This is a genomic window from Streptomyces coerulescens, from assembly GCF_042657965.1.
GTDB classification, from domain to species: domain Bacteria; phylum Actinomycetota; class Actinomycetes; order Streptomycetales; family Streptomycetaceae; genus Streptomyces; species Streptomyces coerulescens.
In genome coordinates this window covers 1,240,123-1,252,516 of sequence record NZ_JBHSKM010000002.1, presented here as the reverse complement: position 1 = coordinate 1,252,516, position 12,394 = coordinate 1,240,123, and the positions used below count along the sequence as shown (strand labels likewise).

The 12,394-nt window shown below is 69.7% G+C and carries 8 protein-coding genes; 4 read left to right on the top strand and 4 right to left on the bottom strand.

Going from position 1 to position 12,394, the window contains the following annotated elements; genetic code table 11:
• Positions 1-39: 39 nt before the first annotated feature.
• Positions 40-540: a GNAT family N-acetyltransferase gene (locus ACFPQ9_RS06990; RefSeq protein ID WP_380848168.1), complete on the bottom strand. Its 501-nt coding sequence runs from the start codon at positions 538-540 to the stop codon at positions 40-42.
• A gap of 142 nt (positions 541-682) precedes the next feature.
• Between ACFPQ9_RS06990 and ACFPQ9_RS06985 the strand changes: the two genes are divergently transcribed.
• Positions 683-1,057 (top strand): VOC family protein, encoded by a 375-nt coding sequence (locus ACFPQ9_RS06985; protein WP_380848165.1) that lies wholly within the window; start codon positions 683-685, stop codon positions 1,055-1,057.
• An 86-nt stretch (positions 1,058-1,143) separates the two neighbouring features.
• Complete coding sequence (locus ACFPQ9_RS06980; protein ID WP_380848162.1) at positions 1,144-1,695, top strand: GNAT family N-acetyltransferase; 552 nt, start codon at positions 1,144-1,146, stop codon at positions 1,693-1,695.
• A 57-nt stretch (positions 1,696-1,752) separates the two neighbouring features.
• Here ACFPQ9_RS06980 and ACFPQ9_RS06975 read toward each other — a convergent pair whose 3' ends face one another.
• On the bottom strand, positions 1,753-2,238 hold the full coding sequence (locus ACFPQ9_RS06975) for a GntR family transcriptional regulator (protein WP_380848159.1): 486 nt from the start codon (positions 2,236-2,238) through the stop codon (positions 1,753-1,755).
• Positions 2,231-3,025: a hypothetical protein gene (locus ACFPQ9_RS06970; protein ID WP_380848156.1), complete on the bottom strand. Its 795-nt coding sequence runs from the start codon at positions 3,023-3,025 to the stop codon at positions 2,231-2,233. The genes ACFPQ9_RS06975 and ACFPQ9_RS06970 overlap by 8 nt, the downstream gene beginning before the upstream one ends.
• A gap of 392 nt (positions 3,026-3,417) precedes the next feature.
• Here ACFPQ9_RS06970 and ACFPQ9_RS06965 point away from each other — a divergent pair, with 392 nt between their 5' ends.
• Both ACFPQ9_RS06965 and ACFPQ9_RS06960 read left to right on the top strand, forming a co-directional pair.
• Positions 3,418-4,509, top strand: coding sequence for a lytic polysaccharide monooxygenase auxiliary activity family 9 protein (locus ACFPQ9_RS06965; RefSeq protein WP_380848483.1), 1,092 nt, complete (start codon positions 3,418-3,420; stop codon positions 4,507-4,509).
• Between the two features lie 382 nt (positions 4,510-4,891).
• Positions 4,892-8,158 carry a GH92 family glycosyl hydrolase gene (locus tag ACFPQ9_RS06960; protein ID WP_380848153.1) on the top strand — a complete coding sequence of 1,089 codons (3,267 nt, stop codon included), beginning with the start codon at positions 4,892-4,894 and terminating at the stop codon, positions 8,156-8,158.
• A 127-nt stretch (positions 8,159-8,285) separates the two neighbouring features.
• Here ACFPQ9_RS06960 and ACFPQ9_RS06955 read toward each other — a convergent pair whose 3' ends face one another.
• Positions 8,286-12,089 carry a GH92 family glycosyl hydrolase gene (locus ACFPQ9_RS06955; protein WP_380848150.1) on the bottom strand — a complete coding sequence of 1,268 codons (3,804 nt, stop codon included), beginning with the start codon at positions 12,087-12,089 and terminating at the stop codon, positions 8,286-8,288.
• Positions 12,090-12,394 lie beyond the last annotated feature (305 nt).

Here is a 12,394-nt window from a genome sequence, read left to right as displayed (position 1 = left end):
GCACGGCGCGGAAGCTACTGGAGCAGCAATACGCTCAGGTCAACCGGCCCGGCCGAGGCGGTCGAGGTCCTTGCCGTAGCAGATCTCCACGTACGGACCCGTGCAGTACGCCGGGATCTCGCGGTAGCCGTGGCGTACATAGAGGGAGCGGGCCTCGATCAGGTCGAGGCGGGTGTTCAGGACCATCCGCGAGGCCCCGAGCCGTCGTGCCTCGGCCTCCAGCAGCTCCAGCAGGAGGCCGGCGCCCTTCTTGCCGCGGAAGGCGGGGCGCAGGTACACGCGGGTGAGCTCGGCGCGCCCGGGATCCAGCATCACCAGTCCGCCGCAGGCCGCGGCCCTGCCGTCGAGGCGGCCCACCACGAACTGACCCGTGGGCGGGGTGAGCAGTTCCGCGCCGTCACCGGTCAGGCCCTCGTCGATCTCCGCGGAGGTCGCGGGCCGCTTCCAGTACCGGCTGGCGACCTCGTCGTAGTAGTCGCGGCGCAGGCCGGTCGCGTCCGCTGTGTCGAAGGGTTCGGGAGCCAGGTGCCAGGAGGTCATGAGAGTGCTATAGCCCGGGTGTGACGCCGTCACCAACCGGTTTTGAGCGGCGCGCGGGGTACCCGTGTGGCGGGGCGGAAGTTTCCGGGAGCCCGGTTCGGGGAGTTGGGTGGGAAACGGTCAAGAGCGAGGAGTGTCGGAAGTGATCCGAAAGCTGCAGGCGGTCGCGCTGGACTGTGCCGATCCGGTACGGCTCGCCGAGTTCTACGCGGAGCTGCTCGGCGGCCGGGTGGTCGTGGACTCCGATGACGCCGACTGGGTCGAGGTGCACGGGTTCGAGGGGACACCGCTGGCCTGCCAGCGGGTGGACGGCTACCGGCCGCCCCAATGGCCCGGGCAGGAGCGCCCCCAGCAGCTCCATCTGGACTTCGACGTCGACGACCTCGACGGGGAGGAGAAGCGGGCGCTCGCCCTCGGCGCGACCGTGCTGGAACGGACCGACCAGCTCCGCCCGGAGGCCAACTGGAGGGTCTACGCGGACCCGGCCGGCCATCCGTTCTGCCTCTGCTTCCACTGAGCTCGCCGCCCACTGCCACGCGCCGCCTGCTGAGCAGGCCTCCTATTCGATTGCCGCAGGCCGGCCCGGTCGGATAGGAAGCCTGCATGCTGAAGGGCGACAAGGTCGGGCTCAGGGCCCGGCACGAGGACGACATACCGGTCCTGCGGGCCGAGCTCTACGACGACGTGGTCAACTCCTCGCGCGCCGAGAGCGGGCCGTGGCGGCCGATCAGCCCCGGCTCGAAGGATCCGCGGCTCGTGGTGGACGACAAGGAGCAGGGACACGTCCCGTTCTCCGTGGTGGAGCTGGACGGCGGCACGCTGGTCGGCACGGCGACGCTGTGGGGCATCGACAACCACAACCGGTCCGCGCACATCGGGTTGGGGCTGCTGCCGTCCTCGCGCGGCAAGGGCTACGGCACCGACGTCGTCGCGGTGCTCTGCCACTACGGTTTCGTCGTGCGTGGCCTGCAACGGCTGCAGATCGAGACACTGTCGGACAACACCGCGATGCTGCGCTCCGCCGAGCGCAACGGCTTCGTCCGCGAGGGCGTGCTGCGCTCCTCGGCCTGGGTGATGGGCGAGTTCCTGGACGAGGTGGTGCTCGGGCTTCTCGTCCAGGACTGGAAGCGGGACGCGAAGGGCCAGGGCCTGTAGTCCGCTCGTAGGCGTCCCGTTCAACCGCCGAAGGCCCGCCTCCTCGGCGTCCGTCGACTACGCCTCCTGCTGCAGCCTGCGCCGCACGCCGGTGACGTTCACCGAAGCCTCGGTCGTCCCGGGGCCACTCGCCGTGCTGCCGTCGGTGGTCGAGGTGGGCGCGGACTCCGAGTTCAGGGCGTCGCGGACGGCGGTCAGGATGTCCTCGGTGTCGGCGCCGAGCGCTCGGGCCGCGGCGGTGAAGTCCCGGGCCAGCGTGCCGAGTTGGTGGGCATCGTGGGCGTGCGGACCGGGCAGGGGCGGTGCCACCCGGGTGCCCGCGCCACGACGGGTGCGGATCAGTTCGGCGGCCTCCAGCTCGCGGTAGGCACGGGCCACGGTGCCCGGCGCCAGACCGAGGTCGGCGGCGAGTTGCCGTACGGTCGGCAGGCGCTCGCCCTCGGTCAGCCGGCCGGTGCGGATCAGCGCGGCGAGCTGGGCACGGATCTGTTCGTACGGCGGGACCTGGCTGGTGGTGTCGACGCGGACGGCGCGGTCACTCATCGTCGAGAGTCCCATCCTCCGCCACATCGTCGTCGACCGCCCTCGGCGCCACCACGGTGACCAGGGACCACCCGAAGGTGAACAGGCTCAGCAGTCCCAGGGGGCAGATCACCACAATGGTGACCGCGCCCAGCGGGCCGGCGCAGGCTCTCTCCGTGAGCGCGACGAGAAGCATCAGAACGACGAGCAGCACCTGACTCGACACCAACAGCCCCCACGCCCCCATGATCGCCCATGCGCGGTCGCGGCGCTGCTGGTGGTCGCCCGGCCCGAAGGCGATACGGCGCAGGGCCCAGACGCAGGCGGGGGTACCGACCGCGAGGGCGGCGAACATCGGGCCGCTGTAGTACAGGCCGGGCCAGGGGCCGAGGGAGGTGCGCACTCCTTCGCAGGTGACGTCGATGACGCGCCCCGCTCCGCCTGTCCGGTCGGCGCCGGAAGAGGCCGTGACGGCGCCCATGACCAGCAGAGCGACGAGGGAGCTCGCCTGCAGAAGGAGCAGCGGTGCCATACGGGGCGGCACATGGTCCCGGACCAGTCGCGGGGCGAGACTCGCGGTGCGTACCGCTTCCTGGGGGCGCAGGGTCAGGGCGTCGCCGACCAGGACACCGCCCACCGCGCACAAGCCGAAAGCGGTGATGGCCAGCACGAGGGGTATCGCGATGTCGCCGCTCTCGATCGTGACCAACTGCTGTGCGGCCACGACACCGATGGCCAGGCCGGACCAGCGCGCGTAGTGGTCGGCGTGGTCGAGAAGCCGGGACTGCAACGGGACGGTGTCGAGCACGTGGAGATCCCCCAGATCATCTTGTACCAAACGGTGGGTACAAGATGCCCCGGGTCGGAATCTTGTGTCAAACCTTCGATACAAACGCTCGATGCAAACAGGGTGTCGACGACTCGGCCGCGCTCCTTGCGGCACCCCGATGAACCCGCGCGACCGACGCACTCCCGCGCGAGGCGTTTACAACCACGCCGCACGGCGCTACCTTCCGCAACAGACGGGGTGGGAGCGCTCCCATCGGTGGCGGACCGGAACCCGCCTCCCCGAACCGCTCCCGCCCCGCGCCCATCCGCAACGCCTGGTTGCACACCGGCACTTGCCCGCGCTCGCCCCGACGCGCAGCCGCACGGCCCGTACCCGAAGGAACGGACTCGACTGTCATGATCCTGACAAACATGCGCTCCCACCCGGGCGCCCCCACACCCCCGCCTCGCCGATTAACCCTGCCCACCCGCACCAGAGCCCTCTTCCTCATCCTGATCTCCCTCCTGGCCACCCTTCCCGCCGTCACCCTCGTCATGACCACGGGCGGCAAGGCGGAGGCCCACGGCACCCCCATGAAACCGGGCAGCCGCACCTTCCTCTGCTGGCAGGACGGCCTCACCGACACCGGTGAGATCAAGCCGGTCAACCCGGCCTGCAAGGCGGCCCAGCAGGTCAGCGGCACAACGCCGTTCTACAACTGGTTCTCGGTGCTGCGCTCCGACGGCGCCGGCCGCACCCGCGGCTTCGTCCCCGACGGTGAGCTCTGCAGCGGCGGCAACACCAACTTCACCGGCTTCAACACACCCAGCGACGACTGGCCGCTCACCCACCTGACCTCGGGCGCGACGGTTGACTTCTCCTACAACGCCTGGGCGGCGCACCCGGGTTGGTTCTACGTCTACATCACCAAGGACGGCTTCGACCCGACCCGCACCCTCACCTGGGACGACATGGAGGACGAGCCCTTCCTCAGCGTCGACCACCCGCCGCTGAACGGCTCCCCGGGCACGGTCGAGGCGAACTACTCCTGGACCGGACAACTGCCCGCGAACAAGTCCGGCCGCCACCTCGTCTACATGGTCTGGCAGCGCTCGGACAGCGCGGAGACCTTCTACTCCTGCTCCGACGTCGTCTTCGACGGCGGCAACGGCGAGGTGACCGGCGTCAAGGAGCCCGGCAATCCGACCGACCCGGTGCCCGGTGAGTGCTCCGCGGTCCGCCGTACGACGGGCAGTTGGTCCGGCGGCCACCAGTCCGAGGTGACCGTCACCAACACCGGCGATGTCCCGATGCTCGGCTGGATGGTCGACTTCACGCTCCCGGCCGGCCAGCAGGTCGACAGCCTCTGGAGCGGCAACGCCACCTACACCGGCCAGGACGTGATGGTCCACAACGCCGACTGGAACGGCTCGCTCGATCCGGGGGAGAGCACGACCTTCGGCTATGTCGTCACCGGACCCGGCGGGGACAGTGTGACGAACCTGCCCTGCCGGGTGGGCTGAACCCTGGCTCGGGGCGGACCCGGTGGGCGTGAGCCACCGTCCACCGGGTCCGCGAGCCGGACGAGCCCAAGGGGGGAAGTGGGACCGTCCGGGTGGGTGAGTGGCTTGTGCGAGACCATGGTGCGACAACGTTGTCGAATGGTCTGCCGCCTGACTCTACCGCTTCAACGGACAACGATGTCAAGCCAGTTGGCGTCACGTGGCCTTCGGTATCCGGCGAGTCCCGCAGCGTCCGGCCGATCCGCTGCCCCATCCAGGTGACGGGCCCCTCGTGGCCCGCCTCGGAACGCGCCCTTCCGTGGTACCGGTGACACACGCTAATGTCCCTGCGGCTTGTGCGACCTGTGGTGCGCGACCCGTCCGAAGGAGGAGGGGCCGCGTCATGCGTTTCCGTCCCATGTCCCTGCTGCTGACCGCCGTACTCGCGGTCGGCGGCGCCACCCCCGCCCTCGCGGCGCCGGCAGCACCCCCGGATCCGGTCAAGGACCCGACGTCGTACGTCGATCCGCTGATCGGCACCAAGAACGGCGGCAATGTCTTTCCGGGGGCCGTCACCCCGTTCGGCATGCTGTCCTTCAGCCCCGAGAACACCAGAGGCGACGCCACGCGCACGGCCGCGCCCGGCGGTTACCACTACGACGCCACCCGCATCCGCGGCTTCAGCCTGACCCACATGTCGGGCACCGGCTGCGCGGGCGGCAGCGGTGACATCCCGTTCTTCCCGTACGCCGGCGAGGTCACCTCGTCGCCCGCGAGCGACACCAAGGACGCCGTCTACGCCTCCGACTTCCGCCATGCCGACGAGAGCGCCGAGCCCGGCCGCTACCGGGTCCGTCTCGCGTCCGGCGTCACCGCCGACCTCACCGCGACCGCCCGTACCGGCTCGGCACGCTTCACCTTCCCGGCCGACAAGCCCGCCTCGCTGCTCGTGCGCAGCGCCAACTCCGAGGTGGGGTCGACCGATTCGACCGTCCGGATCGACCCGGCGAAGCGGACGATCTCCGGGTCCGTGACCTCCGGCAACTTCTGCGGCCATCTCGACCCGGAGGGCCGGCGCTCCTATTACACCGTCCACTTCACCGCCCGCTTCGACCGCGCCTTCAAGGCCACCGGCACCTGGAAGGACGAGCAGCTGAACCCCGGGGCCCTGGAGGCGAGCGGGGGCACGGGCGGGTTCGGCAGCGGCGGACGGCCCGTGGCCGGGAAGGGCGCCGGCGGCTACGTCCGGTTCGCGCCCGGCACCGGACCGGTGAACGTCAAGGTCGGCATCTCGTACGTCAGCCAGGCCGGCGCCGAGGCCAACCTCGCGGCGGAGAACTCGCCGCACCGCTCCTTCGACGCCGTGGTCGACGCGGCGCGCCGGGCCTGGCGCGAGCGTCTGTCCGCGATCCGGGTCGGCGGCGGCACCGACGCCGAACGCACCACCTTCTACACCGCGCTGTACCACGCCCTCCTGCACCCGAACGTCATCAGTGACGTCGACGGCAGGTACCGGGGATCCGACGGCCGGGTCCACGGCGTGGGCAAGGGCCACCGGGCCCAGTACGGCACCTTCTCCGGCTGGGACGTCTACCGCGACCAGGTGCAACTGCTCACGCTCCTCGATCCGCGCGTCGGCTCGGACATCGCCCAGTCGCTGTACGAGCTGGCGGAACAGAACGGCGGTGTCTGGGACCGCTGGCTGCACGGCGCGAGCGGCACGCACGTCATGAACGGCGACCCCTCACCCATCGCCCTGGCCGGCATCCGCGCCTTCGGCGGCACGGACTTCGATCTGCGCGGGGCCCTGCGGTCGCTGGTGAAGGCGGCGACCGTCCCCACCGACAAGGATCTGTCGCCGGCCGGTAAGCCGGTGCTGTCGGTCGGGCAACGTCCGTCCCTGGACAAGTACTTGAAGCACCACTACATGCCGTCCGTGTCGAACGCGTGGGGCGGTGCCGCCGAGACGCTGGAGATGTCCGGCGCCGACTTCGCCCTCTCGCAGCTCGCCGCCGAGGCGGGGCAGAAGGACACCGCGAAGACCTTCGCCGACCGCTCCCAGTGGTGGCAGAACAACTTCAACGTCGCCGCCACCGAGGACGGCGGCTACATCGCCAACCGCAAGGCCGACGGCAGCTGGGTCACCGGCTTCACTCCGGCCACCGGCAACGGCTTCGTGGAGGGGACGGCGGCCCAGTACACCTGGATGGTCCAGCACAATCCGGCCGGACTCTTCGCGGCCATGGGCGGCCGTGCCGCGGCCGAGAAGCGACTCGACGCCTTCTTCCACGACGCCGACGGCGGCTGGGCGTTCACCGGCAGCGGCGGCGAGAAGTCCGAGCTGGACAACGAGCCGTCCATCAATGTGCCGTACCTGTACGCCTACGCGGGCGCCCCGCACAAGACGCAGGAGACGGTCCGCGCGGCGATGCGCGCGCTGTGGTCCACCGAGCCCGGTGGCATCCCCGGCAACGACGACCTGGGCGCCATGTCGTCCTGGTACGTGTTCTCCGCGCTCGGCATGTACCCCCAGGTGCCGTCCCGGGCCGAACTGGTCCTCGCCTCACCGCTGTTCCCGCGCATCGAGATCGACCGCCCGGGCGGCGGCGACATCTCCGTGCACGCGCAGGGCGCCGCGGCGGACGCCCCGTATGTCCACTCCCTCGCGGTCAACGGCCGTACCAGGGAACGGCCCTGGCTCCCGGCGTCCTTCGTGCGGGACGGCGGCCGGCTGGACTACACGCTGTCCGGTACGCCCGACCCCGCTTGGGGCGCGTCCGAGGCGCCGCCGTCCTTCCGGTCGGGTGAGCAGCCGTACCAGATCGGCGTCGGCCCGACCACGGCGACCGTCGCGCCGGGCGGGAGCGCCGAGGTCGGCATCCGTGCCCTGTCGATGAGCGGGGGAGCGGGCCCCGAGGTGCGCTTCCGGGTCGACACACCCGACGGGATCACCGCGACGCCCGCCGAGGGCACGGTGACCGACGGCTCGCAGAAGATCACCCTGACCTCCGCGGAGGGCACGAAACAGGGCTTCTACTCCGCGGAGGTCACTGTCACCTCGGGCGACACCTCCTACGACCAGCCCGTGTCCCTGACCGTCGCGGCGCCGGGCACGCTCCTCGCCGCCTACAACAACACCGGCATCTCCGACGACGCCGGTGACCACGACGAGGCCGACTTCGACGGGGGCGGCTGGAGCTACTCCCGCCAGTCACTCGCCGAGGCCGGTCTGACGCCGGGCCGGCAGGGCACGGTGGGCGGACTCGCCTTCACCTGGCCCGACTCGCCCGGCGGCCGCCCGGACAACGTCTCGGCGGCGGGCCAGACGATCGAACTCGCCTCTCCGGCGAGCCGGTTGTCCTTCCTAGGCAGCGGCGTCAACGGCAACCAGCAGTCCAGGGCCACCGTCACCTACGCCGACGGCGGCACCGACACGATCGACCTCGCCTTCACCGACTGGACCGTCGGCGGCGGCGCCGGCACCGTCCAGTACGGCAACGAGGTCGTCGCCAGGGCCGCCTACCGCAACGTCGCGGGTGCGGACCGGGACCCGGTCGACACCTACGTCTTCGCCACCAAGCCGTTCACGGCACCCGAGGGCCGGACCGTGGCGCGGGTGAAACTGCCGGACGACACCGACCTGCACGTGTTCACACTGGCTGTGGGCTGACGGCCTCGGGCCAGGGCGAGCCCGCCGCCCAGGTCGTACGAAACGCCGTCGCCCGGCCCGGGGTCGCGTACGACGCGACCACCGGACCGGGCGACGGCTTCCGCCAGGGGACTCCCAGCTCCGTTGTTCAGCTGAGCAGTTCGATCTCCGCCAAAGTCGCCTCACCGTCGAGGACCAGGCGGTACTTCTCGTACGTACCCGGCGACCCCACGGAGAACGCCCGTGTCTGCCGGTCCCAGGCGAAGGACTGACCGGAGCGCTCGTCCAGCGTCCGCCACGTGGTGCCGTCCTTCGACGCCTGGAGCTTCCAGCCGGTCGGCGCCGTCGTGCGGTCCGACGGCGAGGTGAGCGTGTACTGGACGGCCTTGGTGTCCTCGGACACCGGCAGTTCCACCGAGGTGACGCCCGCCTGGGTCGCCGAGGTGTTGTCGAACAGCGCCCCGTCGCCCTTCAGCGCGTCCGTCCGGGGCGTCGGCACCTCGTCGTCCTGAGTGATGGACACGGGCGCGGCGTTCTTGCCGGTGCCCCAGGACGACGGCTTCGACCCCATGTCGAACGCCAGGACCCCGCCCTTCGCGATCAGCGAGTGGGGGAGCGCGGTCGACTTCCACGGCACGCCGTTGACCTTCAGGCCCTGGACGTACACATTGCGGGCGCTGTTCTTCGGCGCCTTGACGACCAGCTCGCGGCCGTTCTCCAGATGGACCGTCGCCTTGGTGAACAGGGGCGAGCCGATGGCGTACTCGCCGCTGCCCATCACCAGCGGGTAGAAGCCCAGCGAGGAGAACAGGTACCAGGCCGACTGCTCGCCGTTGTCCTCGTCGCCGTGGTAGCCCTGCCCGATCTCGCTGCCGACGTACAGCCGCGACAGCACCTCACGGACGTTCTTCTGCGTCTTCCAGGGCTGACCCGCCGCGTTGTACATGTAGTTCGCGTGGTGGGCGACCTGGTTGGAGTGCCCGTACATGCCCATCCGGACGTCCCGCGCCTCCGTCATCTCATGGATGACACCGCCGTAGGAGCCGACGAAGTCGGGCGAGGCCGTCTCCGGGGTGGCGAAGTACTCGTCCAGCTTGTCCCCGAGCCCGCTGCGGCCGCCGTAGAGGTTGGCCAGACCCCGGCTGTCCTGCGGGGCGGTGAAGGCGTAGCCCCAGCCGTTGGTCTCGGTGTAGTCGTAGCCCCACACCCGCGGGTCGTACTTCGAGGACTCGACGCGCCAGTCGCCCTTCTCGTCGCGGCCCTGGAAGAAGCCGGCCTTGGAGTCGAAGAGGTTGACGTAGTCCTGGGCGCGGTTGAGGAAGTATGCCGACTCCTCCTTGTACCGCTTGTCGCCGGTCTTCTTGTAGAGCGCCTGGCCCATCTTCGCGATGCCGTAGTCGTTGAGGTAGCCCTCCAGCGCCCACGACAGGCCCTCGTGCGTCTCGGTGTTCGTGTAGCCGAGGAAGGGCGAGGTGGTCATGCCCTTGCGGCCCACACCGGACGACGGGGGCACGACGGTCGCGTTCTTCACGGCCGCGTCGTACGCCGACTTCGCGTCGAAGCCGACGCCCTTGACATAGGCGTCCGCGAAGGCGACGTCCGAGGATGTGCCGGTCATCAGGTCGGCGTAGCCGGGCGAGGACCAGCGGGAGGTCCAGCCGCCGTCCTTGTACTGCTGCACGAAGCCGTCGACCATCTCGCCGGCCTGGCTCGGCGTGAGCAGCGAGTACGCCGGCCAGGTGGTGCGGTAGGTGTCCCAGAAGCCGTTGTTGACGTACACCTTGCCGTCGACGATCTTCGCGCCGGTGTGCGTCGGGGTGTCCGGGTTCGGCATCGGCGAGAACGGCGACGCGTACTGGTACTTCGAACCGACCTTCTCGAAGCCGGAGTTGGGGTACAGGTACAGCCGGTACAGGCTGGAGTACAGCGTGGTCAGCTGGTCCTGCGTCGCGCCCTCGACCTCGACCTTGCCGAGGAGCTTGTCCCACTGGCGCTGGGCGCGCGACTTCACCGTCTCGAAGGAGGCGCCGTCGACCTCCTGGCGCAGGTTGTCCTTCGCCTGGTCGATGCTGATCAGCGACGTGGCGAGGCGGAGCGTCACCGTCCGGTCGTCACCGGCGTCGAAGCGGAGGTGCCCCTTCACCCCACTGGAGGAACCCTCGGTGACCGGCTTGTCGAACGTGCCGTAGATGAAGAGGCGGGTCGCTCCCGTCGACAGGCCGGACTTCACGTCCGAGTAGCCGGTGAAGGTCCCGCTCTCCTTGTCGAGCGTGAGCCCCGCCTGGTCCGTCACATTGTCGAAGAGGACGCTCGCGTCGTCACCCGGATAGGTGAAGCGCAGCACCGCAGCGTGGTCGGTGGGCGCCATCTCGGCCTTCAGACCGTTCTCGAACCGCACCCCGTAGTAGTACGGCCGCGCGGTCTCGTTCTCGTGCCGGAAGCCCAGCTCGCGCGCCTCACGCCCGGTGTCCGGGGTGCCGGAGGCGGCCGACGGCATCACCTGGAAGGTCTGCCGGTCACCCATCCAGGGGCTGGGCTCATGGCTGGCGCTGAACGCCTGGATCGTCGGCAGGTTGTCGTCGTTGTTCGAGCGGGCGTAGTCGTACAGCCAGCTCAGCGAGCCCGCGTTGGTCACCGGCGTCCAGAAGTTGAAGCCGTGCGGCACGGCCGTCGCCGGGAAGTTGTTGCCGCGCGAGAACCCGCCGCTGGAGAGGGTGCCGCGGGTGGTGAGCGCGTAGTCGGACAGATGCGCCTTGGGCTTCTCGGGCGCGACGGTCTTCAGCGCGATGTCGTCCAGCCAGCCCCGGAACTTCGCCGGGCCCTTGGGGGAGTCGTAGGCCACGAGTATCCGGTCGACGGTCTTTCCGCGCGCGACCGACCCGATGCGCGAGGCCACGTTGTTCCACTGGTTGACGTAGAGCACCTTGGCGGCACCCTGTCCGCGCGGTGTCAGCGGGAAGCCGTGCTGGTCGGCGGCGCCGAGGTCGCTCAGATAGGTGCCGTCGGTGAAGGCGAGGTCGACGGAGACGTTCGTGGCGTCGTAGTCGAGGTCGCCGTCCGCCATGGACGGGAAGACGCGGTAGGAGAGGCGGGTGTCGCGGCCGACGGCCACGTTCACGTCGTAGACCTTGTTGTACGAGTACGCCCGGCCGTCCGCGGTGTGCCGGCCGGCGTACCTCAGGGCCCGCTTGCCGGTGAATCCGGCGCCCGCCTTGGCGGTCGGCGAGCCGCTCGGACCCCGGTCGACCAGGGAGAGCATGTCCTGCGGGACCGGTCCGTCGCTGCCGCCCGTGGAGAACTGGACGTCGGCGAGCTGGAGGATGCCGGAGGCGCCGTTGTTCTTGCTGACCTCCAGCCGGAAGTGCTGGTACTCGGCCGGTTCCGCGAGGTCGTACGTCTTGGTCTGGAACCGTTCGGAGAAAGTTTCACCCGAGCGGGTGTCGACGGTCTTCCAGTCCTTGCCGTCGGAGGAGCCCTTCAGGGTCCAGTCCCGCGGGTCACGCTCTGCGAAGTCATTGGCCGAAGTGAGTGCGTACTTAGCGATTTTCACAGGTTTGTCCAGGTCGAACTCGACCCAACCGGTGGTCTCGAAAACGAGCCACTTGCTGCTGGGCTCCCCGTCGACGAGGTTCTCCTTCACCTCGCCGCCGCCGGAGTTCTCCCCGTTCGCCCGAACGTCCGTGACATGGTCGGTCACATTGCCCGGGATGCCTGTGCTGTAGCCGCCGTCCACGCCCGAGGCGCGCTTGCCGCCGTCCGGGGCGGTGTCGACGGTATTGAGCCAGTCGGGTGCCGGGTCGCCCGCCTCGAACGAGGACGAGAACTCCCGGTCGGCCGCCGCGGATGCCTCCGGCAGGGCGACGGCCACCCCCTGCGAGCCCACTGCCAGTGCAAAGGTGGCGGCCGACACGACCGCCCTTCCACCCCATCTGTGCCGAGCTCTCTGCTGCATAAGCCGGTACCCTCCCTGCGCACGGGACAACGTTGTCAATTCGCTGCGCAAGGATCAGTTGTGGCTCAAGTGCCAAGTATTGTCAAGGGTGTTGGCTGTGGCATTCGGGGCTTATGTCGCGGATTTTTCGGGCATGCCGCGCACAGGCCCCTCATATTTCCGTGAGGTCTCAACTCGGAAAAGACCACCGGCCAACCTTGCATTCGATCTTGCTCCGCTGGCGGGAAGTGGACTATACCTGTCGGCACTTCGCATGATTCCGCACTTCCTGCACGACCCCAGCTTGACCCGATCGCGGTGCCGGG